The following is a 26,007-nucleotide window of genomic DNA, read 5'->3' on the forward strand; positions in this document are numbered from 1 at the left end:
CGCCTCAATCGCCGGCGGGGCTGGAAGTGCGCTGCGCGCACTCCAGCCCGCCAGGCGACGGCCGGCCTATCCAGCCTCGCCGGCGTTTGAGGCGCTGGGGGTACCCCCAGCGGTAGCTGGGGGAGGGGCTGAGGGCGGAGCCCCCAGGAGGGGTCCGGGCGGAGCCCGGGGAACGGTGGAAGGGCGGGTAGGGGACCTCGCCCCGCGCAGCGGCCCACCCAGCCGCAGACGACCCACCTGCCCGGCCACCGAAGCCGGCCCCGCCCCGGGTCCGGCGGACGGAGTCCGGCGCAGCGGCGCGAAGCCGGGGAGGCGCCCCGGCGCCGAGCCGCGCGAGCGGCGCGTCGAAGAGGAGAGCGGCCGCAGGGGTGTTCCCTGTCTCCGATGTCTGGTAGGAAAGTTTCCTAACGGATCAGGGAAAACTCAACCACCCCACGGAGGCCCTGTGTTCACTCCCCGTCGCAAGACGATGGCCGCCGGCGCCCTGCTCGGCGCCGCCCTCCTCACCGCCCCGGTCGCGGCGCACGCGACCGCCGCCCCGCCCGCCCCCGGTGCCACCGCCACCGCCACCGCGCCCGCCGCCACCGCGGCCGGGCTCGACGACCCGGCGAAGAAGGACATCGCCATGCGGATCGTCTCCAGCGCCGAGAACTCCTCCCTCGACTGGAAGGCCCAGTACAAGTACATCGAGGACATAGGCGACGGCCGCGGCTACACCGCCGGCATCATCGGCTTCTGTTCCGGCACCGGCGACATGCTCGACCTCGTCGAGTACTACACCCAGGTCAAGCCCGGGAACGTGCTCGCCAAGTACCTCCCCGCCCTCCGCAAGGTCAACGGCAGCGACTCGCACGCCGGACTCGACCCGAACTTCACCAGGGACTGGGCCAAGGCGGCCCAGGACGCGGAGTTCAAGAAGGCCCAGGACCACGAGCGCGACCGCGTCTACTTCAACCCCGCCGTCGGGCAGGGCAAGTCCGACGGGGTCGGCACCCTCGGGCAGTTCATCTACTACGACGCCATCGTCATGCACGGCGACGGCGGCGACCCCACCAGCTTCCGCAACATCCGCAAGCGGGCCCTCGCGAAGGCCAAGCCGCCGGCCCAGGGCGGCAACGAGACCGCGTGGCTGAACGCCTTCCTCGACGCCCGGGTCTGGGCGATGAAGCAGGAGGAGGCCCACAGCGACACGAGCCGCGTCGACACCGCCCAGCGGGTCTTCCTGAAGAAGGGCAACCTGAACCTCGACACCCCGCTCGAATGGAAGGTCTACGGGGACTCCTACCGCATCGGCTGAGGCGCCCGGGACGCCAGTGGCAGGCGTCGCCAACTCCCCCTGAAAACAACCCCGGTGGCCTGAATCAGGCACCCGGAGATGGCTTGGGCGCGACTGCCCCAGGGCATAACCCGGGCCCGGCCCCTTTCAGGCCGAAGGGCCGTCGATGCCGTCCTTAGGGGGGACTCGTGCACTACTACGTCGACGTCATCAAGCGCTACGCGGACTTCTCCGGCCGCGCGCGCCGCCAGGAGTACTGGATGTTCGTCCTGTGCAGCATCCCGATCATGATCGTGGCGATCGCGGTGGACTTCGCGCTCGGCAGCTACCCGGTCGTCTTCTACATCTACAACCTCGCCGTCTTCCTCCCCACCCTGGGCCTGAGCATCCGCCGGCTGCACGACACCGGCAGGTCCGGCTGGTGGTACCTGATCGGCTTCATCCCCTTCGTCGGCTGGATCGCGATCATCGTCCTGATGGCCCTGGAGGGCGACGCCGGACCGAACGAGTACGGCGCGAGCCCCAAGCAGGTCACCGCCTGAGACGCACGGCGCAGCGGCGCCGCGGCCGGCCCCGGAGGCCGGCGGCGGCGCCTTTTCCGTTGCAGTGACGCGCGTCTCCACCGGTCTTCCGGCAGGGGGCTGTCCAGACATGCCCGATCACGAGATATCTTGATGTCGAGCAATGTTGCAGACGAGAGACGCAGACTGTGGAGCGGAGCATCCGGTGACTGACTCGACCATCATCTACACGCACACTGACGAGGCCCCGGCCCTCGCGACGTATTCCTTCCTGCCTGTGATCCAGGCCTACGCGTCGACTGCCGGTGTGAATGTCGAGACCCGTGACATCTCCCTGGCCGGTCGGATCATCGCCGTCTTCCCCGAGTACCTCGAGGAGGGGCAGCGGATCGCCGACGCCCTCGCCGAGCTCGGTGAGCTGGCGAAGACCCCCGAGGCCAACATCATCAAGCTGCCCAACGTCTCGGCCTCGATCCCGCAGCTGAAGGCCGCGATCGCCGAGCTCCAGGGCCAGGGCTACGCCCTTCCGGACTACCCGGACGACCCGAAGTCGGACGAGGAGCGCGAGATCCGCGCCCGCTACGACAAGATCAAGGGCAGCGCCGTCAACCCGGTCCTGCGCGAGGGCAACTCCGACCGCCGCGCCCCCGCCTCGGTGAAGAACTACGCCAAGGCCCACCCGCACCGCATGGGCGCCTGGACCTCCGAGTCGAAGACGAACGTCGCCACCATGGGCGAGAACGACTTCCGCTCCACCGAGAAGTCCGCCGTGATCGCCGAGGCCGGCACGCTGCGCATCGAGCACGTCGCCGCCGACGGTGCCACCACCGTCCTGCGCGAGTCCGTACCCGTCCTCGCCGGTGAGGTCGTGGACGCGTCCGTCATGCACGTCGACGCCCTGCGCACCTTCCTGAACGACCAGATCGAGCGTGCCAAGGCCGAGGGCGTCCTGTTCTCCGTGCACCTCAAGGCCACGATGATGAAGGTCTCCGACCCGATCATCTTCGGCCACGTGGTCCGCGCCTTCTTCCCGAAGACCTTCGCCCGCTACGGCGAGACCCTCGCCGCCGCCGGCCTGTCGCCGAACGACGGCCTCGGCACCATCCTGAACGGCCTGGGCGGCCTCGCCGACGGCGACGCGATCAAGGCCTCCTTCGACGCCGAGATCGCCGAGGGCCCGGCCCTCGCGATGGTCGACTCCGACAAGGGCATCACCAACCTGCACGTGCCGTCCGACGTCATCGTCGACGCCTCGATGCCGGCCATGATCCGCACCTCCGGCCACATGTGGGGCCCGGACGGCGCCGAGGCCGACACCCTCGCCGTCCTCCCGGACAGCAGCTACGCGGGCGTCTACCAGGTCGTCGTCGACGACTGCCGCGCGCACGGCGCCTTCGACCCCTCCACCATGGGCTCGGTGCCGAACGTCGGCCTGATGGCCCAGAAGGCCGAGGAGTACGGCAGCCACGACAAGACCTTCGAGATCGCCGCCGCGGGCACCGTCCGCGTCGTCGACGCCGCGGGCAACGTGGTCATCGAGCAGGAGGTCGCCGCCGGCGACATCTTCCGCGCCTGCCAGACCAAGGACCTGCCCATCCAGGACTGGGTCAAGCTCGCCGTCACCCGCGCCCGCGCCACCGGCGCCCCGGCCGTCTTCTGGCTCGACGAGACCCGCGCCCACGACGCGCAGCTCATCGCCAAGGTCAAGACGTACCTCGCGGACCACGACACCGAGGGCCTGACCATCGAGATCCTCTCCCCGGTCGAGGCCACGAAGTACTCCCTGGAGCGCATCCGCCGCGGCGAGGACACCATCTCGGTGACCGGCAACGTGCTGCGCGACTACCTGACCGACCTCTTCCCGATCCTTGAGCTGGGCACCAGCGCCAAGATGCTGTCGGTCGTCCCGCTGATGGCGGGCGGCGGCCTCTTCGAGACGGGCGCCGGCGGCTCCGCCCCGAAGCACGTCCAGCAGCTGGTCAAGGAGAACTACCTGCGCTGGGACTCGCTGGGCGAGTTCTTCGCGCTGGCCGCCTCCTTCGAGCACCTCGCCACCACCACGGGCAACGCCCGCGCCCAGGTCCTGGCCGACACCCTGGACCGCGCCACCGGCACCTTCCTCAACGAGGACAAGTCGCCGACCCGTCGCCTCGGCGGCATCGACAACCGCGGCAGCCACTTCTTCCTCGCCCTGTACTGGGCGCAGGAGCTGGCCGGCCAGAGCGACGACGCCCAGCTGGCGGCGGCCTTCGCACCGCTCGCCAAGACGCTGGCCGAGCAGGAGACGGCCATCGTCGCCGAGCTGAACGCCGTCCAGGGCTCCCCGGCCGAGATCGGCGGCTACTACCAGCCCGACCCGGCCAAGGCCGCCGAGGTCATGCGTCCCTCCGCGACGCTGAACCAGGCGCTCGCCATCCTGGGCTGACCCCCGGGCAGTAGGCAGTAGGCGTTCCGCCCCGGCCGGGCCCCGTGCCCGGCCGGGGCGGACGCATGTCCGGACCCGCGGGGCTCAGAGCCGGTGCACCCGCCCCTGGCCCACGGCGAGGGGGTGCCGGCCGGCCGCCAGGATGCGCAGCCCGGGCGCCGCGGCGAGCAGCTCCCGCAGCCAGGTCAGCGCCTCGGGGCCGAGCCGGTCGCTGCCGTCCAGGACCAGCAGCATGTCCCGCTCCGCCAGCCAGGAGGCGGCGTTGGCCGTGCCGCACGGCAGGAAGGGCATGCCCGGTACGCAGCCCAGCGCGCCCACGAGGCCGCGTACGCCCCCGTCCGGGCTGACGGTGACCACCGCGGCCCCGTCGCAGAAGTTGGACGCCAGCCGCCGGGCGACGTCCCGCACCAGCAGGCTCCGGGCCTCGTGGAACCGGCCCGTGACCGTCAGCACCCGGCCCCGCCGGACGGCGGTGAGCAGGTGGGAGAGTTCGGTGGACGTGGTCGGCAGTGTTCCGGTCGCTCCGCCCGATGGTGTCGGCCGGGAGTCCCCCATCATCACGATGCCCCCCGTTGCATACGTGACCCAGTGCGGCACGAGGGTTGTTTCGAGCCGCGTGACGACGATTATGCGTCAATTCGGCAGTATGGCCAGGGGAATGTCGTATTCCGGCGCATGGTCCGGGAACGCCCTGGTCAGCGGCTGCCCTGCCGGGCCGGTGGACGGTTGTCCGCGGGACGCCGATCGGCTCTGCTGAGGGACAGCCCCGGCCGCGGGGCGGGGGGCGAGCTCACCGTGAGGGGACCGGATGACAGCGCACCGGCGGCGCTCACGCTCGTCCGGGCACCGGCTCGCCGTGCCGGTCACCGTCCTCCTGCTCGCCTGCGCCGGCGCCGCGGCCGTCATCGCCCGGGACCCCTTCACCGCCGCAGCCGACCAGAGCGGCGCCCGCCCCGCCGCGCCCTCCGCCGCCCCCGGGCCCCGGCGGGGCGGGCCAGGCCCCGCCCTCCCCGGCGCCGCCGGTCGGCGGCCCGGGACACCGTGGAGGTGCTCGGCTTCCTGACGGGGCCCGCGACCGTCCGTGCCGCCGCCGGCTCCGCCAGGCGGGAGCACCCGGCCCCATCCGGCGTCCACGCCGAACTGCTGCCGCCGCGGCCCGGCACCAGCACGGCGGAGGTGACCCGCGGCGGGAGGAGCACCGCCCGGGTGGAGCTGCCGTACGCCGTGGACCACCGGGTGCCGGTGCGGGACCTCCAGTACCACGCGGCGACCAGCGGCCGCCCGAGCTGACGGGGACACCGTGCCGATGGGCCATCGGGCCGGCGGGACACCGGGCCGACCGGGGGCACCCGGCTGGCGGGACACCGCGCTGGCGGGACACCGGGCGGAGGACGCACGTCCGGCCGCCGGGCAGGCCAATCCGGCCCAAGCGGCCCTTCCCTCCCGGGCGGCCAGACCCCATGCTCCGGGTGCGGGCCCACCAGGCCCGCACCCGACACGTCCCGACCCGGAGGTACCCGTGCCCGCGCCGTCCGCCCCCTCAGCCCCGCCCGCCTACCCCGGCGGCCCCGGCCTCTTCCGGCTGGACCCCGCCGTCGCCCACCTCAACCACGGCTCCTACGGCGCCGTCCCGCTGCCCGTCCAGGAGGCCCAGGAGGCCCTGCGGGCCGAGGCCCACGCCGACCCCGACGCCTTCTTCTTCGCCCTCCCCGACCGGCTGGCCGCCACCCGCACCCGGATCGCGGCCCGCCTCGGCACCGACCCGGACGGCCTCGCGTTCATCTCCAACGCCACCGAGGGCGCCAACCTCGCCTTCGAGGCCATCCCGCTCGCCGACGGCGACGAGGTCCTCGTCACCGACCACGGCTACGGAACCGTCACCGCGGCCGCCGCCCGCCGCGCCCGCGTCACCACCGTGGCCCTGGACCCGCACCTGCCCGACGAGGACGCCGTACGCGAGACCGTGCTCGCCGCGCTCACCCCCCGCACCAAGGCGGTCCTGCTCGACCACGTCAGCTCGCCCACCGCCCGGCTCATCGCCTCACCCCGGCTGCTCGCCGAGCTCTCGGAACGCGGCGTCACCACCGTCGTCGACGGCGCCCACACCCCCGGCATGCTGGCCGAACCGGTCGCCGGCGCCGACTTCTGGTTCGGCAACCTCCACAAGTGGGGCTACGCGCCCTCCGGCACCGCCCTCCTCGCCGTCGCCCCCGCCCACCGCGCCCGGGTCCGCTCCCTCTCCCCGTCCTGGCAGGACCACCTCGGCTACCCGCGCTCCGTCGAGTACCGCGCCACCGCCGACTACACCGGCTGGCTGGCCGCCCCCGAGGGCCTCGACCTCATCGAACGGCTCGGCGCCGAAGGCGTCCGGGCCCACAACGAGGCCCTCGCCGCCTACGGGGCCGCACTGCTCGCCCGGATCCCCGGCCTCACCCCGCTCCCGCACACCCCGGGCCTGGCCATGCGCTCCCTGCTGCTGCCGCCCGGCACCGCCGAGACCCAGGACGCCGCCTCGGCCCTGCGCGAGGAGATCGCGGCGAAGGCCCGCATCCGCACCCTCATCTGGGCGCGGCCGGGCGGCGGCGGCATCCGCGTCTGCGGACAGCTCTACAACCGCGCCGAGGAGTACGAACGCCTCGCCGAGGTCCTGCCCGGCTTCCTCAGGGGCGCCTGAGCAGATAGGTGTCCATGATCCAGCCCTTGCGGGCGCGGGCCTCGGTCCGCAGCTCCTCGATGCGGCCGGACACCTCCGCCAGCTTTCCCTGGACCAGGATCTCGTCCGGAGTGCCCACGTAGGCGCCCCAGTAGATGTACAGGTCCTGGTCCAGGTGGGCGGTGAAGGCGTGCCGGGCGTCCAGCATCACCACCACGTCGTCCACGTCCTGCGGCCAGCCCTCCGCGAGCCGGCGGCCGGTGGTGATCTGGACCGGCCGCCCCACCCGGTTCAGGTTGGTCCGGTGCCGGGCCAGCAGCGCCGACACGCTGCTGATGCCCGGCACCACCTCGTGCTCGAACTCCACCCGGCCGTGCTCCAGCACCTCTTCGAGGATCGCGAGCGTGGAGTCGTACAGGGACGGGTCGCCCCACACCAGGAACGCGCCCGTCTCGCCCTCCGCCAGGTCCTCGGCGATGAACCGCTCGAAGATCTCGGCCCGCGCGCTGCGCCAGCCGTCCACCGTCGGGGTGTAGTCGGCCGGGGTGCGGTCCCGGTCCGGGTCGCGGCCCTCCACCAGCCGGTGGCCGGGACGGGCGTGCGCGTCGAGCATCGCCCGCCGCAGACCGGTCAGGTCCGACTTCTCCTCCCCCTTCTCCAGGATGAGGAATGCGTCCGCCGCGCCCATCGCCCTGACCGCCTGGAGGGTCAGGTGGTCCGGGTCGCCCGCGCCTATGCCGATGACTGAGAACTTCTTCACCGGGCTATTGTGCCCATCATGCGCGCCGCCCTGTTCGTCACCTGCGTCAACGACGCGCTGTACCCCCGGACCGGCATCGCCGTCGTACGGCTCCTGGAGCGGCTCGGCGTCCAGGTGGACTTCCCCGCCGCCCAGAGCTGCTGCGGCCAGCCCCAGTACAACACCGGCTACCGCCACGAGGCCGAGCCGCTGCTGCGCCGCACCGCCGCCGCCTTCGCCGGGTACGACCACGTGGTCACCCCCTCCGGCTCCTGCGCCGCGATGGTCCGCGAGCACTACCCGCGCATCGGCCGCCGGGCCGCCGAGGAGGGGCGGGGGAGCGAGCTGGCGGAACTCGCGGGGGACCTCGTACCGCGCGTCCACGAGCTCACCGAGTTCCTCGTCGACGTCCTCGGCGTCACCGACGTCGGCGCGTACTTCCCGCACACCGTCACCTACCACCCCTCCTGCCACGGCCTGCGCTCCCTCGGCCTGGGCGAGCGCCCCCGCCGGCTGCTGGCCGCCGTCAAGGGCCTGCACCTGGTCGAGCTGCCCGGCGCCGAGGAGTGCTGCGGCTTCGGCGGCACCTTCGCCGTCAAGAACCCCGACGTGTCCGCCGCCATGGGCACCGACAAGACCGCAGCCGCCCGCGCCACCGGCGCCGAAGTGCTCTGCGGTGCCGACAACTCCTGCCTCGCCCACCTCGGCGGCATCCTCCACCGCGCCGGGGACCCGATGCGCACCCTGCACCTCGCCGAGATCCTGGCCGCCACCGAGGAGGACCCGCTGGAGGAGAACCCTCTGGAGGAGGACCCCCTGCCATGACCGGTACGCACCTCGGCATGCCCGCCTTCCCGCCGTTCCCCGACGCCGCCCGCGAGGCCGTACGGGACGGCGTACTGCGCGCCAACCTCCGCCACGCCACCCACACCATCCGCGACAAACGCGCCCGCGCCGTCGCCGAACTCGCCGACTGGGAGCGGCTGCGCGCCGCGGGCGCGGCCGTCAAGGACCACACCCTGCGCCACCTCGACCGCTACCTGCTCCAGCTGGAGGCCTCCGTCACCGCCGCCGGCGGCACCGTCCACTGGGCCGCCGACGCCGCCGAGGCCAACCGCATCGTCACGGACCTCGTCCGCGCCACCGGCGAGAGCGAGGTCGTCAAGGTCAAGTCCATGGCCACCCAGGAGACCGGCCTCAACGAAGCCCTCGAAGCCGCCGGGATCGCCGCCTACGAGACCGACCTCGCCGAACTCATCGTCCAGCTCGGCCACGACCGGCCCTCCCACATCCTGGTCCCCGCCATCCACCGCAACCGGAGCGAGATCCGCGACATCTTCCGCTCCGAGATGGGCGGCTGGGGCCGCCCCGCCCCCGAGGACCTCGGCGACGACCCCCGCGAACTCGCCGAAGCCGCCCGCCTCCACCTGCGCGAGAAGTTCCTGCGCGCCAAGGTGGCCGTCTCCGGCGCCAACTTCATGGTCGCCGAGACCGGCACCATGGTCGTCCTGGAATCCGAGGGCAACGGACGCATGTGCCTGACCCTGCCCGACACCCTCATCTCCGTCGTCGGCATCGAGAAGGTCGTCCCCACCTTCCGCGACCTGGAGGTCTTCCTCCAGACCCTGCCGCGCTCCTCCACCGCCGAACGGATGAACCCGTACACCACCATGTGGACCGGCACCCACGAGGGCGACGGCCCCTCCGCCTTCCACCTCGTCCTCCTCGACAACGGCCGCACCGACACCCTCGCCGACGCCACCGGCCGCCAGGCCCTGCGCTGCATCCGCTGCTCCGCCTGCCTCAACGTCTGCCCCGTCTACGAACGCGCCGGCGGCCACGCCTACGGCTCCGTCTACCCGGGCCCCATCGGCGCCGTCCTCAGCCCCCAGCTGCGCGGCACCGGCAGCGCCGTCGACGCCACCCTGCCCTACGCCTCCACCCTCTGCGGCGCCTGCTACGAGGTCTGCCCCGTCGCCATCGACATCCCCGAGATCCTCGTCCACCTCCGCGAACGCGTGGTCCAGGGCGGCCCCGTGACCCGCGAGGGCGTACGCGTACGCCTGCGCCCCGCGCACGGCCACACCGCCGAACGGGCCGCCATGCGCGCCGCCCGGCTGCTCCTCGACCATCCCGGCGCACTGCGCGCGGGGGAGCGGCTGCTGGCCCGCGCCCGCAGGCTGCGCCCCCGCCGCCTCCCCGGCCCGGGCCGGGCCTGGACCGACACCCGCGAACTGCCCGACATCCCGGCGGAATCCTTCCGCGACTGGTGGCTCCGAGAACGGGGGAACCGAGGTTGAGCACCAAGGACCGCATCCTGTCCCGCATCCGGCGGGCCACCGCCGGGGCCCCCGACGCCCCGCCCGTCCCCCGGGACTACCTCCGCGTCCACGGCAGCCGCACCCCCGCCGAGACCGCGGACCTCCTCGCCGCCAACCTCACGGAGTACCGGGCGAAGGTCCACCGCACCGACGAGGACGGCATCGCGCGGCTCCTGGCCCGGCTGCTCCCGGCCTCCCGCACCGTCCTCGTCCCGCCGGCCCTCCCGGGGCACTGGCTGGCGTCCACCACCGCCACCCGCATCCACGACGACGCGGCCTCCACCCCGCACGACCTGGACCGCGTCGACAGCGTGGTCACCGGCTGCGCCCTGGCCATCGCCGAGACCGGCACCATCGTCCTCGACGGCGGCCCCGACCAGGGCCGACGCCGCATCACCCTGGTCCCGGACCACCACGTATGCGTGGTCCGCGTCCCCGCCCAGGTCGTGGACTCCGTCCCGCAGGCCCTCGAACGCCTCGACCCGACACGCCCGCTGACCTGGATCTCCGGCCCCTCCGCCACCAGCGACATCGAACTCGACCGGGTGGAGGGCGTACACGGCCCCCGCACCCTGGAGGTCGTCCTCCTCGGCGCACAATAGGCCCATGCCCTCCCACATCGCCCTCACCGCCCTCGTGGTCCACGACTACGACGAGGCCATCGACTTCTACACCCGCGCACTCGGCTTCGAACTCGCCGAGGACACCGCCCGCCCGGACGGGTCGCGCTGGGTCGTGGTCCGTCCGCCCGGCGCCAAGGAGTCCGCCATCCTCCTGGCCCGCGCCAAGGGCGAGGCCCAGAGCGCCCGCGTCGGCGACCAGACCGGCGGCCGCGTCGGCTTCTTCCTCTACACCGCCGACTTCGCCGCCGACCACGCCCGGATGACCGCCGAGGGAGTCCGCTTCCTGGAGGAGCCGCGCCACGAACCGTACGGCTCCGTCGCCGTCTTCGAGGACCTCTACGGCAACCGCTGGGACCTCCTCGAGCCGGCCTCCTAGACCAGCCGGGGGGCCTCGGCCGCGGCGTCGACCCGCTCCCCGGCCTCCACCCGCCCGGCCAGCTCCCGGGCCCACCCGACGAGCCCGGCCACGTCGATCCCGTACGCCTCCCCGGCCCTGGCCCTGGCCCCGGCCCCGGCCCCGGCCCCGAGCCCAGCCAGTGCCCCGGCCCCGCGCCGCAGCAGCCGCGCCCCGCCGACGGAGTTCCCCCGCGCGGCGTGCGTCAGCCCCACCGCCAGCTGCGCCAGCCCCCGCCACAGACCGGCGTCCTCGGCCCGCCCGGACTTCCACGCGTCCTCGAACACCTCGTGCGCGTGGAAGGGCATCCCGGCGTCCAGCAGCCGCTGCGCCTCCGCCACCGTCACCCCCGGCGCCCGCACCACCCCCTCGGGCTGCCGCGCCACACCCTCGGCCCCGTACGGCAGCGGCCGCCCCAGCCCGTCCCGCGGCCGCGCACTGCGCGCCCGCCCCTCACCGTCCCGGTCGCGTTCCCGTTCCTCCACCAGGCCATCCTGCCCGTCACCGATTACCCGTGCACACGCACCCCTCAGCGTGGGGTAATGTTCTGCATGTGCCCGGCACGAGGGGGAAACCCCAGGTGAGGGGCACGAAGCAGTAACGGGACGTGGCGCAGCTTGGTAGCGCACTTGACTGGGGGTCAAGGGGTCGCAGGTTCAAATCCTGTCGTCCCGACTCGAAAGAGTCGCAGGTCAGGGGCCGTTTCAGAGCAATCTGAAACGGCCCTTTGATCATTTCTGGGGACCGTTTGGGGACCTGTGCACTTGACCGGGGCGAAGTGCACCTTGACTCGGTCGAGATGCGTTGGTCGCCGCAAGGCTGTCTCGCCCCCAGACCGGGACTTCACGGTGATGTGGCGCCGGTCCGGCCCACGTCGCCGCTGCCCGGATCTCGGCCCGACCGCGCGGTCTGCGGAGGTTCAGGAGATGGAGGTCGCCGCCACGAGCACTCGCCAACTGCCCCGCGTTGCGCGAGCTGGAACCGTGCCCACGGAACTCCGCTTTGAGGAGCACCACGTCCTGGTCACGTTCGGCCAGCCGCAGGGCGGTCACCATGCCGCCGAGGACAGCGATGTCGCAGGCGAGGTCTTCGGCCGGTGCCGGGAGGACATCTGACGACTGATCCGACCCCCCCGCTGAAGGTGGAAATGCTCCACGTTGTCGGTCTTCAACTGCATTCCCCGCCTGCGGTGTTCAGCGAGGTCGGCACGGATCCGGTTTCAGGCGCCAGGTGCGGTGGTCCAGGGCCCCTGCAGCCGGGCCGCGAGGTCCGCGGGCAGGCGTAGTGAAGCCGGTGGCCGCGTGTGCGGGCAGCAGCGCGGCCAGTCGGCGGAGGGCGGTCGTCTTGCCCGCTCCGGGACGGCCCTCCAGCAGGATCCTCGTCTCGGCACACGGCCATCCTCAGCCCGCTCCGGCATCCGGGCCGGGTGGATTCGGCTGTACGGGGGTTTCGGGCTGCGGACCGGTGCCGGCACCGCTGCCCGCGGGTATGGCCGCGCGCATGAGCGGAATTGATCTGAGCAGCACCGCGTTCGACGATCACAAGGTGATCCCCCGCCGGTACAGCGGGGAGGGAGAGAACATCTCACCGCCCCTGACCTGGTCGGGGGTGCCGCAGGAGGCCACGGAGCTGGTGCTCCTGTGCGAGGACCCGGACGCGCCGGGGTCGACCTTCCTGCACTGGCTGGTGACCGGCATCGATCCGGGGACGATCGGGGTGCCGGAGGACCAGAAGCCCCATGGCGGCCTGCCGTGGCCCAACGATTTCGGGCGCGTGGGATGGGGAGGCCCGATGCCCCCGCCTGGGCACGGGCCGCACCGGTACTTCTTCCGCCTGTACGCCGTGTCCGGTCCGCTGCCGCTGCACGACCGCCCGGGGGTCGAGGACGTACACCGTGCCCTGAAGGGCCGGGAGCTGGCCTCAGGCACCCTGGTCGGGACCTATCAGCGCTGAGCGCCTCACCGCTGGTCATAGCCGTGGGGTCTGACCCGCCGGGCGCATGTCCTCCTGCAGAGCCTGCGCAGTCGACGTGTGCAACCAGGTCCTTGATGAACCAGGGCTCGCGCAGCACACGTTCGACTGGCTGCGCGGTGACCGTGCCACGAGTGGCCGACGGGCCGAACTGCCGGCGCCCGCCGCGACAGCCGGATTCCGGCGCACGGACTGCGACTCGTGGTGATCCGTCCTGCGGGCCTCGACGCCGAAAGCCAACAAGAACATCCGCCCCGATTGACGTCCGCCCGGACGAGTGACGTGCGGACCGGGGTCGTTGTCACGATCCAGGCTGCGGTGACTCAATGGCACCGGCCGCGGGTAGCCGCCCGCCGCCGCCCTTCGGTGAGGAGACCGGGCGTGTCACAGGTCGAAGTGAACGGTGTCGAACTCTTTTACGAGGCGGGCGGGGACGGTGATCCGCTGGTCCTGGTGCACGGCTCCTGGGGTGACCACGAGAGCTGGACCCCGGTGCTGCACGCCCTCGCGCTGAGGTTCCGGGTGCTGGTCTACGACCGGCGGGGGCACAGCCAGAGCGAGCGCCCGCCGGGATCCGGTTCCCGGTTCGAGGACGAAGAGGACCTCGCCGCGCTCATGGAGACACTGGGGTTCGCACCGGCGTACGTGGCGGGCAACTCCTTCGGCGCCTCGACCGTACTCGGCCTGGCGTCCCGGCGACCCGATCTCTTCCGGGGAATCGTCGTCCACGAACCCCCGCTCATGAGCGTCGTGGCCGACGACTCCGAGCTGCGGCCGCTGATGGAGGCCACCGACCGGAGGATCGAAGCCGTCCTGGGGCGATTGCGGGCAGGCGAGCCGCTCGCGGGAGCGCGTCAGTTCGTGGAGGAGGTCGCCCTCGGACCCGGGGGCTGGGACCAACTGCCGGAGCGGCTCCGCGACGCCTTCGTCGCCAACGCCCCCACCTTCCTGGACGAGCAGGCCGACCCGGGGTGGGCGGATCTCGACCTCGGCCGGCTCTCCGGCTACCCCGGGCCCGTCCTGATCTCGAAGGGGACAGAGAGCCCGCCGTGGTTCGCCACGATCACGGACCGGCTCTCGAAGGCGCTGCCCCAGGCCGAGACGCACACCTTCCAGGGAGCCGGTCACATCCCCCACATCAGCCACCCGGGGGCCTACGCGGAGCGCTTGACCGCCTTCGTCGACGGGATCCGGCGCACCGCGTAGCCCCGTGGGTCACGGCCTGATGTTGTGGTTCAGGCGGAACAGGTTGCCGGGGTCGTAGCGGCGCTTCAGGGACCGGAGCCGGTCGTGGTTCTGCCGGTAGTTGGCGGGCACCCGGTGCTGGTCGTCCGCGTCCATGAAGTTCACGTACGCCCCCTCCGCGGAGTGCGGGGCCAGGGCCGCCGCGAAGCCGCGCACCCATTCCATCGCGTCCTCGCACCCGGCGCGGGTCGACATGGTCGGGCTCAGGGCCGTGGCGAAGTCCGCGTCCCGGTAGGCGAACGCGGTGTCCTCCGGCCCCACACGTTGTACGGCGCCGTCGAGGGGGAACACCACGGTCGCGCTCTCGATGCTGGGCGTGCCGGCGCCGAATGACGCGTACGCCTCGATCGCCCCGTCCGGCAGGCCGCGGCTGAAGGTGCCCTTCCAGTAGTGGAAGAGCCCGGCGGGGAGCATCTCGTCGAAGAACGTGTTGACCACCGGATAGGGCATCCGCCCCAGGTACTGCCCGAGGACGGGGCCGAGGGCGGCCAGCCGGGCGCGGATCCGCTCGTCCTCCTCCTCGGGACCGGACCAGCAGGTCACGACCCCGCAGAGCGGCCGCCCGTGCCAGCGCTCCGGCAGGAACGGAACCGGCGGCCCCAGCCCGACGACCAGCAGCGCGCCGAACTCCTCGGGGGAATCGGCGATCAGCTCCCGGTACCGGCGCATCACGTCGGGGTCGAGGGGATAGAACGTCGGTCCGCCGAGGATGTCGGCGATCGGGTGCAGTCGGTAGGAGAGCGAGGCGAGCACACCGAAGTTGCCGCCCCCGCCGCGGACGGCCCACAGCAGATCGCTCTCGTGCTCCGGCGTGCACGTGACGAACGAACCGTCCGCCGTGACCACGTCGGCCGCGATGAGGTTGTCGCAGGCCAAGCCGCAGCGCCGGGACAGGTAGCCCATGCCGCCGCCCGTGGTCAGCCCGCCGATGCCGGTGCTGGAGATGACTCCGCCGGTGGTGGCCAGGCCGAAGGCGTGCGCGGCGTGGTTGAGGTCGGCCCAGGTGCAGCCTCCCTCGGCGCGGGCTGTGCGTGCCTCGGGGTCGATGCGGATCCCGCGCATCCGCCCGAGGTCGAGGACCACCCCGCCGTCGCAGGTGCCGTAGCCGGCGACGGCGTGGCTGCCGCCGCGCACCGCCAGCGCGAGGTCCTGCTCGCGTGCGAAGTCCACGGTGGTGATGATGTCGCCGGCGTCGGCGGCGCGGACCACGGCCGCCGGCCGCCTGTCGTGCATGGCGTTGTAGACCTTGCGGGCGTTCTCGTAGTCCGGGTCTCCCGGCTCGACGACCTCCCCGTGGACGGAGTCCCGGAGCTGCCGGGACAGCGTGTCCGTGAGAGTCGTGGTGCGGGTCCGGGCCGGAGCCGTCGGTTGGGCGGTCATGACGGCCACCGCCTCTCTCCTCATGCCTCTCTTCTGCGCTTCGTACCGCCGTTGTAGCTCCGAGGTCGGACGAGGCTCATCGCCCCAACCACCCATTGCGGCGGGCGCGCGGATGGGCAGAACAGCCCATGAGGAGGATCCGTACGGGAGGAGCCGTACGGGAAGAGCCGTACGGGATCAGGCCAGGCCGTGGGTGTACACGTAGGCCGTGGCGGCCGCCCGCGAGGACACGTCGAGCTTCGCGAAGATGTTGTTGAGGTGGCGGGCGACGGTGTGCTCGCTGATCACCAGCTCGGCGGCGATGGACCGGTTGGTGTGTCCGGCCGCGACCAGCCGCAGCACCTGGGTCTCCCGCTCGGTCAGCCCGCCCGGCAGCCGCCGCTCCGCGCCGCCGAGCAGGGCGGCGGCCCGGCGCGCGTCGGGCTCCGCGCCCAGCTGTGTGAAGACGGCGCGGGCAGCCTGGAGCTCCAGCCGGGCGCCTTCCTCGTCCTCACCGGCCCGCGCAGCCGCCGCCAGGGTCATACGCACCTGCGCGGCCTCGTACGGCACGCCCAGCTCCAGCCACAGCGCCAGCGCCCGGTGCAGCAGCGCCCGCGCGTCCTCCTCGTGGGCGGCGTACGCGACCGCCCCGCGGGCTGCCGCGGCCCTGGCGTGCAGCACCGTGTGAGCGGATCCGCACCGCTCCTCCCAGGCGAGGGCGCCCGCCGCCAGTTCGCCGGCCGCCGCCCTCGCCAGGTCCATGTCGCCGAGCGCGAGGGCGACCTCGACCTGCGCCGCGAGCAGCCGGGTCCGCTCCGGCAGGCCTGCCTCCTCCGCGTCCTCACGGGCCAGCGCGCCGCGCAGGCCGGCAGCCGCGGCCGCCGCCTTGCCCTGGGCGAGGTGCAGCAGGGACAGCCCCGGCTGCGGGTCGCGGCCCAGCTCGTGGGCGCGGGCGTACGAGGCTTCGGCTGCCGCCAGGTCGCCGCGCCGGCGCTGGATCCCCGCGGTCACGTAGACCGCCTCCGCCGCCATCCGCGTCTCGTAGGGAAGCAGCTCCGCGCAGGTCACGGCCGCCTCGTCGGCCGCGCGGGCCCAGTCCCCGGACAGCTCGGCGACCTGCGCGCGGTGGACCCGGCACAGCCCCCGGAAGTTGTTCGCCTCGGGCATGGAGGCGCACCAGGCCATTGCGGCCTCGGCCCATTCGGCGGCCCGACGCAGGTCCGCGCAGGCCATGCACGCCTGGAGCCCCAGGCAGTAGATCCAGCCGGTGAAGAAGGCGCTCAGCTCGCCCGCCGTCGCGGCGCACATGGCGCCGTCCAGCCGGGCCAGGCCCTCGGCCACCCGGCCCTCGGCGAGCAGGACGCCGCTCTGCGCGAGGGTGCTCATGGCCAGCAGGTCGGTGCTGCCACAGCGTCGTGCGATCGCGGCCATCTCGGAGGCCTTCTCGGCGGCCTCGGAGAACGCGCCGCGCTCCTGGGCCTCCTCTGTCTCCACCCAGACGAGGTAGCACTGTTCCTCGCATTCGGGCAGGTCCCGCAGCTGCTCGCGGGACCGGGCCAGCCAGCCGGCGGCAGCGCTGGTACGGCCGGCGAGCCGGTGCTCGTAGTAGAGCAGCCAGGCCATCATCGCGGCCCCGCGGGCGAGGCCGGCAGCCTCGTAGCCGGTGTACGCGCGGGCCCGGGCGGTGATCGACTCGTCGACCCGGCCGGTCCACCAGGCGGCGTCCGCGAGCACGGCCTGGTCGTCGGGGCCGAGCCGCGCGGGGTCGAGGGCGCGCAGCAGCGGATAGGCCTCGGCCCAGGCCTCCCGGGCGGCGGCAGCCCTGGCCCGGTCGATCGACCGTTCTTCCACGGTGACCACGCCTACCAGCGTAGGAGCATGCCGGACCGGGTGCATGGCTTGCCGCCGTCTCCATGGCACCTGCCCGGCGTAGCGCGTCACTGGGAGGCGTCAGCGATGCCGCAGGGTGTCCCGGGGCCACGTTTGACCGGGGGCCTCGACGGTGCGGGGGTGTGTTTCGTACATACGCACCACGACGATGAGGCCTCAGGCGGCGGTGAGGGCGGCGCAAGTCGGCCCTGGACGTGGCTTTCGCCTGCATGGCAAGGCGCTGATCAGCGGAAACGCCTGGGACTGCTCGACCTGCCGGCGCAGCGTGAGCGCACGGTCGACGCGCTCGCCGAGGCGGCCGGACTGAACCTGACCACCGCCTCGGCGCACCTGCAGACCCTCAAGCAGGCCGGGCTCGTCGCCGGCCGCCGCGAAGGCGTACGGATCCACCAACGCCTCGCCGGCCACGACGTCGGCGCCCTCTACGGCCTCCTGCGCCAGGTCGCCCAGACCCACCAGGTCACCGTCGAACCGGCGCGCACCGCATGCCTGCGTGAGGTTGGCTTTCCGCCCCCGAGATGCCGGGAATCCGCGGCTGGGTACGCGATGATCTCGCAGCCGCCAGCCAGGTGGTGATCAACGCAGCGTGTGATCACGGGGAGTTGAGGAATGTCCGCGAGCACCCGATCCGTCCGGCGGCCTACGCCGCACTGGCGCCGGGCCCTGGCGGTCGTGGCCATCCTGGCGGCCACCGGCACCGTCCACCGGGCTCGCCCGCGCCCAGTCCGCGGAGCCTGCGTCGCCACCGAACACCTGACGCAGCTCCGCCGCGCGCTTGACCGGCCCCGGGCGGCGGTGTATCCGGCGGGGCCGGAGCCTATGACGATGACGTCGCGGACGTCGTCGGTCGGGTCGTCTCGGTCACGTCAGGTGCCTCAGGCCTTCGACTTGGCGTCGATCTCGGCGATGAGGCCCTCGATGAGGCCCTTGATCTCGTCACGGATGGGGCGGACGGCCTCCACGCCCTGGCCGGCCGGGTCCTCGAGCTGCCAGTCGAGGTAGGTCTTGCCGGGGAAGTACGGGCAGGCGTCGCCGCAGCCCATCGTGATGATGTAGTCCGAAGCCTGGGCAGCCTCGGGGGTGAGGACCTTCGGCTTCTGGTCGGAGATGTCGATGCCCAGCTCGGCCATGGCGGCGACGGCGGAGGGGTTGATCTGCTCGCCGGGCATGGAGCCGGCGGAGCGGACCTCGACCCGGTCGCCCGCGAGGTGGCGCAGGAACCCGGCAGCCATCTGAGAGCGGCCCGCGTTGTGGATGCAGACGAACAGGACGGAGGCGGCAGGAGCGGAGGACATCTGTTCTTCCTAGGGGGTGAGGCGACTGCGATGGGGATGCGTGGGGGTCGGCCACGGGCCAGTCGAGGTAGCGGCGGCCCGGTACCACGGGGCAGGCGTCGGCCGGTTCCACGCCTGCCTCGGTGAGGGCCTGGCTGATGTGCGGCGCGACCTCGTCTGCGGGGCGGGTGCCTGCGGAGGAGACGGTGACGGCATCGCCTGCCCGGTGGGCGAGGAGGGCGGCGGCCATCCGGGAGCGGCCTGCGTTGTGGCTGCACACGAACGGTACCCGTGTCGGCCCGCACGTCAGCCCCTGGGTGTGGGCGAGGGTGTCGAAGCGGTCGGCGGTCAGCCGTTCGTCCGGCAGGAGGGGCGAGGAGGGCGAGGGCATGGCGATCCTGTCCAAAGGAGCCAATAGGATCAGCTCGGGCTGGTGTCAGCCCCGACTGATGTGACAATATCAGTCCATGATGATGTCAGTCGACACTGATCTGATCCGGGTTCTGGCCGACCCGCTCAGGCTCCGGATCGTGACCCTGCTCGCCCGTGAGACGCTCTGCACCACCCACCTCGTGGAGGAGACGGGCGCCAAGCAGACGAACCTCTCCAACCACATGAAGGTGCTGCGCGAGGCCGGGGTCGTCGAGACGGAGCCATGCGGGAGGTACATCTACTACCGCCTGCGCCCGGAAGTCATCGAAACCCTCGCCGGTCAGTTCGCCGACCTCGCCCAGACCGCGCGAGCCACCGCCGAAGCGAACCTCAAGCGGTCCTGCCCATAGCCTTCACAGCTCGTCTGCTCTGCCTCACCTGCCCGAGGAGAACCTGTCTTGACCGCCACCGAGCCCGCCGCGAGCGGCGCCATAGCCGACGATGCGGCGCCGCAGCCCGCGCCCGGCGCGACCCCGCCCCGTACCCCGCTGATCGCCCGCGCCGCTGCCGAGCTGGTCGGCACCGCCGCCCTCGTCGCGGTCGTGGTCGGATCGGGCATCCAGGCCACGAAGCTCACCGACGACGTCGCGCTGCAGCTGCTGGCCAACTCGACCGCCACGGTGTTCGGGCTCGGCGTCCTCATCGCACTCCTCGGCCCGGTCTCCGGCGCCCACTTCAACCCCGCCGTCACCCTGGCCGAGTGGTGGACCGCCCGCCGCGGCGGAGCCGGCGTCAACGCCCGCGAGCTGGGCGTGTACGTGCCCTCGCAGATCGTGGGCGCCATCGCGGGCGCGATCCTCGCGGACGCGATGTTCGGCGAACCGCTGGTCAAGTGGTCCACCCACGACCGCTCCGCCGGGAACCTCCTCCTCGGCGAGGTCGTCGCCACGGCCGGCCTGATCCTGCTGATCTTCGGCCTGGCCCGCACCGACCGCCTCCGTTTCGCACCCGTCGCGGTCGCCTCGTACATCGGCGCCGCGTACTGGTTCACCTCCTCCACCTCCTTCGCCAACCCGGCCGTCACCATCGGCCGCGCCTTCACGGACACCTTCGCGGGCATCGCCCCGGCCTCGGTGCCCGGCTTCATAGGCATGCAGCTCGCGGGCACCGTCGTGGGCCTGGCCCTCGTGGCCGTCATCTTCATGCGCGGCAAGACGGACAACGGGACGCCTGCGGCATGACGCAGCGCACGGACGTGGTGGTGATCGGCGGCGGCCAAGCGGGGCTCGCCGCCGGTTACCACCTGCGCCGCCTGGGCATCGAGCACGTCATCCTCGACGCCCAGACGGCGCCCGGCGGGGCCTGGCAGCACACCTGGGACTCCCTGCGCCTGTTCTCCCCGGCCCAGTACTCCTCCCTGCCCGGCCGGCTCATGCCGTCCCAGCCGGGCGAGCTCTACCCGGACGCCGCACACGTGTTCGACTACCTGGCCGACTATGAGAAGCGGTACGAGCTCCCCGTCCAGCGCGGGACGTGGGTGGAGAGCGTCCACCGCGACGGCTCCGGTCTGCGAGTCGAGACGGACTCCGGCACCTGGACCGCGCGGGCGGTCATCAGCGCCACCGGCACCTGGACCCGCCCCTTCCTGCCCGCCGTCCCCGGACGGCGGGAGTACCAGGGCCGCCAGCTGCACACGGTGCAGTACCGCAGCCCGTCCGAGTTCGCCGGCCAGCGGGTGATCGTGGTCGGAGGCGGCAACTCGGGCGCCCAGATCGCCGCCGACCTCGCCCACGCCGGGATCGACCTGACCTGGGTCACCCAGCGCCCGCCCCGCTACCTCGCCGACGACATCGACGGCCGCGCACTCTTCGACGCGGCGACCGCCCGCCGCCGCGCCCTCGACGAAGGACGCACCGACACCGGCGGCGTCGCCTCCCTCGGCGACATCGTCGCCGTCCCGCCCGTACGGGCCGCCTGCGACGCCGGCCTGCTGACCGCCGAGCCGATGTTCAGCCGCCTCGCCGCCACCGGCGTCGAATGGGCGGACGGGACGACGGCCGAGGCCGAGGCGGTGATCTGGTGCACCGGCTTCCGCCCCGCCCTCGCGCACTTCGCCTCGCTGCGCCTGCGCGGGACCCGGGGGCACATCGCCACCGTCGGCACCCGCGCGGTCGACGAGCCACGGCTTCACCTGCTCGGCTACGGAGACTGGACAGGCCCGGCTTCCGCCACCCTCATCGGCGTCGGCCGCCCCGCCCGTGACGCCGCCCGTGAGATCGCCGGGCTGCTGCGGGCTTGACCTTCGAGTCGGGTCGAAGGTTTACGTTCGAGGCATGAGCACACTGCGCATCTCGCAGCTGGCCGAACGCTCCGGCGTACCGGCTTCCACGCTGCGGTTCTACGAGACGGCCGGACTCCTGCCGGCCGAGCGGACGGCGTCCGGCTACCGCCAGTACGGGCCTGACGCGGTCGAGCGGCTGGCGTTCATCTCCTCCGCGAAGCTGCTGGGCCTGGCGCTGGAGGACATCCGCGACCTGCTCGACGTGCGGGACGCGGGGGTGTGCGCGGTGGTGCGGGAGCGGATGGTGCCGCTGGTCGCCGACCGGATCGCGGATGCGGACCGCCGCTCGGCCGAGCTCGCGGCGTTCTCCGCCCGGCTCGCCGAGGTCCACCGGCAGCTGTCCGGGCCGGCGCCGTCCGGTGGGTGCGGCCCGGACTGCGGCTGCACCACCACCGACGGGCGGCCGCAGGCAGCGGGGCAGGTCCTGATCGAGCTCTCGCCCACCCGTACCCAGCACGCGGCCGAGGAGCCGTGGCGCGAGGCGCCGGTGGCCTGCACGCTCGCCGGGGCCGAACTCGGCGAGCGAACCGCCCAGTGGCGGGCACTGACCGCGCAGGCCACCAGCCGCGAGGAGCTCGCCGACGGCGTGCGTCTGGCCTTCCCCAGCACCCCCGAGCTGGCCGCCGAGCTCGCGGCCCTCGCAGCGGCCGAGCAGGACTGCTGCGCGTTCTTCGACTTCACCCTGAAACTCGCCCCCACGCACCTGACGCTGACGGTGCGCGCCCCCGAAGCCGCCGGCCCGCTGCTCGCCGATCTGTTCGGAGTCACCGCATGAACCCCGAGACGAAGTCCTCCGGCGAGTCCCTCCTCGGAGTGGGCAGGCTCGCCCACCGTGCTGATCGACGGCGTGGACCCTTTCGCGGTGCCCGGTGCGTTGCCGTCGGTCTCCTGCCGCCTCTACCGGGATCCGGGCGGGCGCGCGGCCGGGGCGCCGACCGTCCAGGCACTGCGCGGGGTGCTCGATGGAACCCTCGGCGTGAGTGAGGTCGTCGGTGATGCCTGCTGCCAGCCGGACCGGGCGGACGCACTCGAGCTGATCGGACGGGCAGGCCGGGGGCGGCGCGCCCCTGCCGAACGGGCCTTGCGGGCTGTCCACCAGGCGATCCTGCGGCACTTCGCCGCAACCGGCCGCGCACCCGGGCCAGCCGGCCTCGAAGCCGCCGCGGCCACAGCCGGACGCACTGCCGCCGACGTCCTGGCGGAGCTGGACCGCGAGGACTACCTCACCCTCGATGCAGATGGCCGGATCGCTGCTGCCCATCCCTTCTCCGCCACCCCCACCCGGCACCGGATCCGGCTGACCGACGGCGTCCAGGCCTGGTCGATGTGCGCGATCGACGCCCTCGGAATCTCAGCGATGCTCCGGCAGGACCGTCGAGATCGCCGAGCAGACCTTCGGCCCCCTGCCGTAGGAAGGCGACTGACAACACGGAGGTGACCATGGCCGCCATGGACCGGCAGTCCGTGCATGAGGAGTACGAGCGCGCCCGGCGCACCTTCCACCGCCTGCTCGACACCGCCACCGCATCCGACCTCGCCCGACCCGCCAACGGCACCCAGTGGACCAACGAACAGCTGCTGTGGCACATGTACTTCGGCTACCTGATCACCCGGGTCCTGCTGCCGCTGGTGCGGCTGACGGGGCGGCTGCCCCCCAGCACGAGCCGGGCGTTCGCTCGGCTCCTGAACACGGCGACCGTGCCCTTCGATCTGATCAACTACGCAGGTCCCCGTGGTGCCGTGAAAGTGTTCACCCCCGCTCGGACGCGCGCCGCGTTCGACCGTGTGATCGACGCACTCCACCATCGGCTCACCGCCGAGCCGGAGGAGACCCTCGCCCGGGGCATGTGCTTCCCCACGCGCTGGGATCCCTTCTTCAAGGACGTCATGACGCTCGCGGACGTCTACCGCTACCCGACCCGCCACTTCGACTTCCACCGCCGCCAGCTCACCCTCGGCAGCGGAGACCACTGACCGCGGTCAGCTGACCAACGGGCTCCGGCGTTCCAGCAGGACCACGTCCCGCCAGGCCTCGTGGTGGCGGCCGATCCGCTCACGGGTGCCGATGATCCGGAACCCGGCACGGGTGTGGAGGGCGAGGCTGGCGGTGTTCTCGGGGAAGATCCCGGACTGGATCGTCCAGATCCCGGCCGCCTCCGTCGAAGCGATCAACACGTCCAGCAAGGCCCGGGCGACCCCGCGACCGCGGGCGTCGGGGTGGACGTACACGGAGTGCTCGACCACGCCCGCGTATGCGCACCGGTCCGAGACCGCGCTCGCCGCGATCCAGCCCTGCACCCGGCCCTCGTTGTCGAGGGCGACGAAGCGGTGGCCGGGCAGCTTGGCCTTGTCGAACGTGCTCCACTCTGGGGCCTGCGTCTCGAAGGTCGCGTTGCCCTCGTCGATCCCCGCCTGGTAGATGCCCAGCACCTGCTCGGCGTGCTCGGGCAGCAGCGCCTCGATCCGCACCGCGGTCACGCCGTCTTCGCGGCGCCGGACAGCAGCGCGCCCATGGCGGCGAGCACGGACGGCTCGACGCGGTAGTACACCCACGTCCCGCGGCGCTCGGAGGACAGCAGCCCGGCCTCCTTCAGCTTCTTCAGGTGGTGGGAGACGGTGGGCTGGGAGACGCCGACGTCGGAGATGTCGCACACGCAGGCCTCACCGCCCTCGTGGGAGGCGACGGCGGAGAACAGGCGCAGGCGCACGGGGTCACCGAGGGCCTTGAACATCTTCGCGGCGACCTCGGCCTCGTCGGCCGACATCGGACGCTCGTTCAGCGGCGGGCAGCAGGCCGCGACGACGTCGGGCTCCAGCAGCGGCAGAACCTTCACATTCGACATACGTCTATGTTGACACACATCGAACCAAGCCCGGCCGGGCCGACTGCCTGCCTCCGATGGCGACGGATTCCGCATGCTCCACGGCGGCCCCATGAATTAGATGAATGTCTATGTTGACGCCTGTCGATACAGGTGCCATGCTGATCGCGCAAGCCATAGACAAACTTCGAAACAGCAGGGAGTCGCCGCCATGTACGAGCCGGTCACCCCCACCAGCACCCGCCGCGCCGAGGCAGCAAGTTCCTGTTGCGGCACCAGCGAGGGTGCGGAAGCAGCCGGATCCTGCTGCGACCCGCAGGCCGAGCGCGAGGCCGTCGCCACCGGCGCCGGCTGCTGCTGACCGCCCCAAGCCCCACCCCAACCGCCCCCCTGTACGAAGACCCGGAGACATGCCATGAGCGAGACCACCACCGAGCTGCCCGTCGTCGTCATCGGGGCCGGCCCCGCCGGGCTCGCCGCCGCCGCCCACCTCCTCGACCGCGACATCACGCCCCTCGTCCTGGAAGCCGGCCCGCTCGCCGGGGCCGCCGTCCGCGGGTGGGCGCACGTACGGCTGTTCTCCCGCTGGGGTGAGCTCGTCGACCCGGCCGCCGAGAAGCTCTTGGCCCCGACCGGATGGGTCAAGCCCGCCGAGGACACCTACCCCTCTGGCGGGGACTGGGCCGAGCGGTACCTCCAGCCGCTGGCCGACGTGCTCGGCGAGCAGGTCCGCTACGGCGCCCGCGTCACCGGCGTCTCCCGTACCGGCCGTGACCGCATCGTCGACGCCGACCGTGAGGCCCAGCCCTTCGTCGTCCACTACGTGAACGCCGACGGCCACGAGCAGCGCCTCTTCGCCCGCGCCGTCATCGACGCCTCCGGCACCTGGTCCACCCCCAGCCCCGCGGGCGGCAGCGGACTGGCCGCGCTCGGCGAGAAGGCCGCCGCCGGCCGGATCACCTACCGCGTCCCGGACCTGAAGGACCCCGCCGTCCGGGCCCGCTACGCCGGGAAGCGCACCGCGGTCATCGGCTCCGGCGCCTCCGCCTTCACCGCCCTCGCTTACCTCGCCGATCTCGCCAAGTCCGAGGACGGCCAGGGGACGCACGCCACGTGGATCCTGCGCCGCGGCATCTCCGGCTCGACGTTCGGTGGTGGCGAGGCCGACCAGCTGCCCGCCCGCGGCGCCCTCGGCCTGGCCGCGAAGGCCGCGGTCGACGGCGGATACGCCGACGCGGTCACAGGCTTCCGCACCGACGGCGTGGAGCGCACCGAAGACGGCCGTGTGATCCTGATCGGCGAGGACGGCCGCCGTCTCGACCCCGTCGACGAGGTCATCGTCCTGACCGGCTTCCGCCCCGACCTGACCTTCCTCGACGAGCTCCGCCTCGGCCTGGACGAGCGCCTCCAGGCCCCGGTCGAGCTGGCTCCGCTGATCGACCCGAACCAGCACTCCTGCGGCACCGTCTACCCGCACGGCGTGAACGAGCTCTCCCACCCGGAGAAGGACGTCTACCTCGTCGGCATGAAGTCCTACGGCCGCGCCCCGACCTTCCTCGCCATGACCGGCTACGAGCAGGTCCGCTCCATCGCCGCCCACCTCGCAGGCGACCAGGAAGCGGCCGAACGCGTCGAACTCACCCTCCCCGAGACCGGCGTGTGCGGCGGCGCGGGCCTCTTCGACGAGCCCGCGGCCGCGGAGGAGACCGGTGGCGGCTGCTGCGCGGCCCCGGCCACCCTCACCATCGGCGCCGCTCCCGCTTCCTCCGGCGGCTGCTGAG

Annotated in this window: 30 protein-coding genes, 1 tRNA gene and 1 pseudogene; 22 read left to right on the forward strand and 10 right to left on the reverse strand. The window is 72.8% G+C overall.

All coding sequences use genetic code 11. The annotated features are described in order from the left end of the window. Positions 1-469 precede the first annotated feature (469 nt). The 3 genes from AC07A6_RS20750 (at position 470) to AC07A6_RS20760 (ending at position 4,222) form a co-directional block, all read left to right on the forward strand. On the forward strand, positions 470-1,297 hold the full coding sequence (locus AC07A6_RS20750; protein ID WP_478778103.1) for a chitosanase: 828 nt from the start codon (positions 470-472) through the stop codon (positions 1,295-1,297). A gap of 167 nt (positions 1,298-1,464) precedes the next feature. After that, complete coding sequence (locus AC07A6_RS20755) at positions 1,465-1,818, forward strand: DUF805 domain-containing protein (RefSeq protein ID WP_478778032.1); 354 nt, start codon at positions 1,465-1,467, stop codon at positions 1,816-1,818. Between the two features lie 184 nt (positions 1,819-2,002). Next, complete coding sequence (locus AC07A6_RS20760; RefSeq protein ID WP_478778033.1) at positions 2,003-4,222, forward strand: NADP-dependent isocitrate dehydrogenase; 2,220 nt, start codon at positions 2,003-2,005, stop codon at positions 4,220-4,222. An 84-nt stretch (positions 4,223-4,306) separates the two neighbouring features. On the opposite strand, the gene AC07A6_RS20765 is transcribed toward AC07A6_RS20760, so the two are convergent. Beyond that, positions 4,307-4,780 (reverse strand): hypothetical protein, encoded by a 474-nt coding sequence (locus tag AC07A6_RS20765; protein ID WP_362467268.1) that lies wholly within the window; start codon positions 4,778-4,780, stop codon positions 4,307-4,309. A gap of 489 nt (positions 4,781-5,269) precedes the next feature. Between AC07A6_RS20765 and AC07A6_RS20770 the strand changes: the two genes are divergently transcribed. Continuing rightward, complete coding sequence (locus AC07A6_RS20770) at positions 5,270-5,512, forward strand: hypothetical protein (RefSeq protein WP_478778034.1); 243 nt, start codon at positions 5,270-5,272, stop codon at positions 5,510-5,512. A gap of 229 nt (positions 5,513-5,741) precedes the next feature. Next, on the forward strand, positions 5,742-6,896 hold the full coding sequence (locus tag AC07A6_RS20775) for an aminotransferase class V-fold PLP-dependent enzyme (RefSeq protein WP_478778035.1): 1,155 nt from the start codon (positions 5,742-5,744) through the stop codon (positions 6,894-6,896). Here the strand turns inward: AC07A6_RS20775 and cobF are convergent. Beyond that, a complete protein-coding gene (cobF, locus tag AC07A6_RS20780) occupies positions 6,883-7,635 on the reverse strand; it encodes a precorrin-6A synthase (deacetylating) (RefSeq protein WP_478778036.1) in 753 nt (250 codons plus the stop codon). The genes AC07A6_RS20775 and cobF overlap by 14 nt on opposite strands. A gap of 18 nt (positions 7,636-7,653) precedes the next feature. On the opposite strand from cobF, the gene AC07A6_RS20785 reads away from it, so the two are divergent. From AC07A6_RS20785 to AC07A6_RS20800, 4 genes are read left to right on the forward strand one after another with little or no spacing between them, the layout of a single operon-like run. After that, a complete protein-coding gene (locus tag AC07A6_RS20785; RefSeq protein ID WP_478778037.1) occupies positions 7,654-8,439 on the forward strand; it encodes a (Fe-S)-binding protein in 786 nt (261 codons plus the stop codon). Then, positions 8,436-9,914, forward strand: a complete 1,479-nt coding sequence (locus tag AC07A6_RS20790) for a lactate utilization protein B (protein ID WP_478778038.1) — start codon at positions 8,436-8,438, stop codon at positions 9,912-9,914. The genes AC07A6_RS20785 and AC07A6_RS20790 overlap by 4 nt, the downstream gene beginning before the upstream one ends. Continuing rightward, positions 9,911-10,537: a LutC/YkgG family protein gene (locus AC07A6_RS20795; RefSeq protein WP_362467274.1), complete on the forward strand. Its 627-nt coding sequence runs from the start codon at positions 9,911-9,913 to the stop codon at positions 10,535-10,537. Before AC07A6_RS20790 ends, AC07A6_RS20795 begins: the two co-directional genes overlap by 4 nt. 4 nt (positions 10,538-10,541) lie before the next feature. Next, positions 10,542-10,934, forward strand: coding sequence for a VOC family protein (locus AC07A6_RS20800; RefSeq protein WP_478778039.1), 393 nt, complete (start codon positions 10,542-10,544; stop codon positions 10,932-10,934). Here the strand turns inward: AC07A6_RS20800 and AC07A6_RS20805 are convergent. Then, complete coding sequence (locus tag AC07A6_RS20805) at positions 10,931-11,437, reverse strand: DUF309 domain-containing protein (protein WP_478778040.1); 507 nt, start codon at positions 11,435-11,437, stop codon at positions 10,931-10,933. The genes AC07A6_RS20800 and AC07A6_RS20805 overlap by 4 nt on opposite strands. A gap of 116 nt (positions 11,438-11,553) precedes the next feature. On the opposite strand from AC07A6_RS20805, the gene AC07A6_RS20810 reads away from it, so the two are divergent. Continuing rightward, positions 11,554-11,627 (forward strand) — tRNA-Pro (locus AC07A6_RS20810). Positions 11,628-11,683: 56 nt separating this feature from the next. Here AC07A6_RS20810 and AC07A6_RS20815 read toward each other — a convergent pair. Next, positions 11,684-11,968 carry a hypothetical protein gene (locus tag AC07A6_RS20815; RefSeq protein ID WP_478778104.1) on the reverse strand — a complete coding sequence of 95 codons (285 nt, stop codon included), beginning with the start codon at positions 11,966-11,968 and terminating at the stop codon, positions 11,684-11,686. Between AC07A6_RS20815 and AC07A6_RS20820 the strand changes: the two genes are divergently transcribed. From AC07A6_RS20820 to AC07A6_RS20830, 3 genes are all read left to right on the forward strand, one after another. Then, positions 11,936-12,067, forward strand: a complete 132-nt coding sequence (locus tag AC07A6_RS20820; protein ID WP_478778107.1) for a hypothetical protein — start codon at positions 11,936-11,938, stop codon at positions 12,065-12,067. The genes AC07A6_RS20815 and AC07A6_RS20820 overlap by 33 nt on opposite strands. A 385-nt stretch (positions 12,068-12,452) precedes the next feature. Further along, positions 12,453-12,905 (forward strand): YbhB/YbcL family Raf kinase inhibitor-like protein, encoded by a 453-nt coding sequence (locus AC07A6_RS20825; protein WP_478778041.1) that lies wholly within the window; start codon positions 12,453-12,455, stop codon positions 12,903-12,905. Positions 12,906-13,304: 399 nt separating this feature from the next. After that, the gene (locus AC07A6_RS20830; protein ID WP_478778042.1) at positions 13,305-14,129 is read left to right on the forward strand and encodes an alpha/beta fold hydrolase; all 825 of its coding nucleotides are present in this window, start codon (positions 13,305-13,307) and stop codon (positions 14,127-14,129) included. A 9-nt stretch (positions 14,130-14,138) separates the two neighbouring features. Here AC07A6_RS20830 and AC07A6_RS20835 read toward each other — a convergent pair whose 3' ends face one another. Further along, positions 14,139-15,548 carry an FAD-binding oxidoreductase gene (locus tag AC07A6_RS20835; protein ID WP_478778043.1) on the reverse strand — a complete coding sequence of 470 codons (1,410 nt, stop codon included), beginning with the start codon at positions 15,546-15,548 and terminating at the stop codon, positions 14,139-14,141. Positions 15,549-15,725: 177 nt separating this feature from the next. Further along, positions 15,726-17,387: a LuxR C-terminal-related transcriptional regulator gene (locus AC07A6_RS20840; protein WP_478778044.1), complete on the reverse strand. Its 1,662-nt coding sequence runs from the start codon at positions 17,385-17,387 to the stop codon at positions 15,726-15,728. A 150-nt stretch (positions 17,388-17,537) separates the two neighbouring features. On the opposite strand from AC07A6_RS20840, the gene AC07A6_RS20845 reads away from it, so the two are divergent. Beyond that, positions 17,538-17,993: an ArsR/SmtB family transcription factor gene (locus tag AC07A6_RS20845; protein WP_478778045.1), complete on the forward strand. Its 456-nt coding sequence runs from the start codon at positions 17,538-17,540 to the stop codon at positions 17,991-17,993. A gap of 299 nt (positions 17,994-18,292) precedes the next feature. Here AC07A6_RS20845 and AC07A6_RS20850 read toward each other — a convergent pair whose 3' ends face one another. After that, positions 18,293-18,712 (reverse strand): arsenate reductase ArsC, encoded by a 420-nt coding sequence (locus AC07A6_RS20850; RefSeq protein ID WP_053631525.1) that lies wholly within the window; start codon positions 18,710-18,712, stop codon positions 18,293-18,295. A 118-nt stretch (positions 18,713-18,830) separates the two neighbouring features. Next, positions 18,831-19,082, reverse strand: a pseudogene (locus tag AC07A6_RS20855) (arsenate-mycothiol transferase ArsC); the annotation flags it as partial. A 76-nt stretch (positions 19,083-19,158) separates the two neighbouring features. On the opposite strand from AC07A6_RS20855, the gene AC07A6_RS20860 reads away from it, so the two are divergent. From AC07A6_RS20860 to AC07A6_RS20885, 6 genes are read left to right on the forward strand one after another with little or no spacing between them, the layout of a single operon-like run. Further along, positions 19,159-19,473 carry an ArsR/SmtB family transcription factor gene (locus AC07A6_RS20860; protein WP_478778046.1) on the forward strand — a complete coding sequence of 105 codons (315 nt, stop codon included), beginning with the start codon at positions 19,159-19,161 and terminating at the stop codon, positions 19,471-19,473. A gap of 48 nt (positions 19,474-19,521) precedes the next feature. Next, positions 19,522-20,304, forward strand: coding sequence for an aquaporin (locus AC07A6_RS20865; RefSeq protein ID WP_478778047.1), 783 nt, complete (start codon positions 19,522-19,524; stop codon positions 20,302-20,304). Continuing rightward, positions 20,301-21,362, forward strand: coding sequence for an ArsO family NAD(P)H-dependent flavin-containing monooxygenase (locus AC07A6_RS20870; RefSeq protein ID WP_478778048.1), 1,062 nt, complete (start codon positions 20,301-20,303; stop codon positions 21,360-21,362). Before AC07A6_RS20865 ends, AC07A6_RS20870 begins: the two co-directional genes overlap by 4 nt. A gap of 34 nt (positions 21,363-21,396) precedes the next feature. After that, positions 21,397-22,179: a MerR family transcriptional regulator gene (locus AC07A6_RS20875; protein WP_478778049.1), complete on the forward strand. Its 783-nt coding sequence runs from the start codon at positions 21,397-21,399 to the stop codon at positions 22,177-22,179. 57 nt (positions 22,180-22,236) lie between these two features. Further along, entirely contained in the window at positions 22,237-22,842 is a 606-nt protein-coding gene (gene merB / locus AC07A6_RS20880) for an organomercurial lyase (RefSeq protein ID WP_478778050.1), read from the forward strand. 2 nt (positions 22,843-22,844) lie between these two features. After that, positions 22,845-23,378 (forward strand): DinB family protein, encoded by a 534-nt coding sequence (locus tag AC07A6_RS20885; RefSeq protein WP_478778051.1) that lies wholly within the window; start codon positions 22,845-22,847, stop codon positions 23,376-23,378. A gap of 6 nt (positions 23,379-23,384) precedes the next feature. On the opposite strand, the gene AC07A6_RS20890 is transcribed toward AC07A6_RS20885, so the two are convergent. Both AC07A6_RS20890 and AC07A6_RS20895 read right to left on the reverse strand, forming a co-directional pair. Beyond that, entirely contained in the window at positions 23,385-23,882 is a 498-nt protein-coding gene (locus AC07A6_RS20890) for an N-acetyltransferase family protein (RefSeq protein WP_478778052.1), read from the reverse strand. Then, positions 23,879-24,247 (reverse strand): ArsR/SmtB family transcription factor, encoded by a 369-nt coding sequence (locus AC07A6_RS20895; protein WP_362467287.1) that lies wholly within the window; start codon positions 24,245-24,247, stop codon positions 23,879-23,881. The genes AC07A6_RS20890 and AC07A6_RS20895 overlap by 4 nt, the downstream gene beginning before the upstream one ends. Positions 24,248-24,437: 190 nt before the next feature. On the opposite strand from AC07A6_RS20895, the gene AC07A6_RS20900 reads away from it, so the two are divergent. Both AC07A6_RS20900 and AC07A6_RS20905 read left to right on the forward strand, forming a co-directional pair. Beyond that, on the forward strand, positions 24,438-24,587 hold the full coding sequence (locus AC07A6_RS20900; RefSeq protein WP_478778053.1) for a hypothetical protein: 150 nt from the start codon (positions 24,438-24,440) through the stop codon (positions 24,585-24,587). 54 nt (positions 24,588-24,641) lie between these two features. Next, positions 24,642-26,006, forward strand: a complete 1,365-nt coding sequence (locus tag AC07A6_RS20905) for an NAD(P)-binding domain-containing protein (RefSeq protein WP_478778054.1) — start codon at positions 24,642-24,644, stop codon at positions 26,004-26,006. The last annotated feature ends 1 nt before the right edge of the window (position 26,007 follow it).

The organism is Streptomyces sp. NPDC044002, from assembly GCF_056434525.1.

Bases quoted from the DNA above. Each gene is read 5' to 3' on its own strand.
- AC07A6_RS20905 (WP_478778054.1), top strand. From the start codon at position 24,642: ATGAGCGAGACCACCACCGAGCTGCCCGTCGTCGTCATCGGGGCCGGC.
- AC07A6_RS20870 (WP_478778048.1), top strand. From the start codon at position 20,301: ATGACGCAGCGCACGGACGTGGTGGTGATCGGCGGCGGCCAAGCGGGG.
- AC07A6_RS20835 (WP_478778043.1), bottom strand. From the start codon at position 15,548: ATGACCGCCCAACCGACGGCTCCGGCCCGGACCCGCACCACGACTCTC.
- AC07A6_RS20885 (WP_478778051.1), top strand. From the start codon at position 22,845: ATGGCCGCCATGGACCGGCAGTCCGTGCATGAGGAGTACGAGCGCGCC.
- AC07A6_RS20765 (WP_362467268.1), bottom strand. From the start codon at position 4,780: ATGATGGGGGACTCCCGGCCGACACCATCGGGCGGAGCGACCGGAACA.
- AC07A6_RS20825 (WP_478778041.1), top strand. From the start codon at position 12,453: ATGAGCGGAATTGATCTGAGCAGCACCGCGTTCGACGATCACAAGGTG.
- AC07A6_RS20785 (WP_478778037.1), top strand. From the start codon at position 7,654: ATGCGCGCCGCCCTGTTCGTCACCTGCGTCAACGACGCGCTGTACCCC.
- AC07A6_RS20900 (WP_478778053.1), top strand. From the start codon at position 24,438: ATGTACGAGCCGGTCACCCCCACCAGCACCCGCCGCGCCGAGGCAGCA.
- AC07A6_RS20790 (WP_478778038.1), top strand. From the start codon at position 8,436: ATGACCGGTACGCACCTCGGCATGCCCGCCTTCCCGCCGTTCCCCGAC.
- AC07A6_RS20860 (WP_478778046.1), top strand. From the start codon at position 19,159: ATGATGATGTCAGTCGACACTGATCTGATCCGGGTTCTGGCCGACCCG.
- AC07A6_RS20750 (WP_478778103.1), top strand. From the start codon at position 470: ATGGCCGCCGGCGCCCTGCTCGGCGCCGCCCTCCTCACCGCCCCGGTC.
- AC07A6_RS20850 (WP_053631525.1), bottom strand. From the start codon at position 18,712: ATGTCCTCCGCTCCTGCCGCCTCCGTCCTGTTCGTCTGCATCCACAAC.
- AC07A6_RS20800 (WP_478778039.1), top strand. From the start codon at position 10,542: ATGCCCTCCCACATCGCCCTCACCGCCCTCGTGGTCCACGACTACGAC.
- AC07A6_RS20875 (WP_478778049.1), top strand. From the start codon at position 21,397: ATGAGCACACTGCGCATCTCGCAGCTGGCCGAACGCTCCGGCGTACCG.
- AC07A6_RS20895 (WP_362467287.1), bottom strand. From the start codon at position 24,247: ATGTCGAATGTGAAGGTTCTGCCGCTGCTGGAGCCCGACGTCGTCGCG.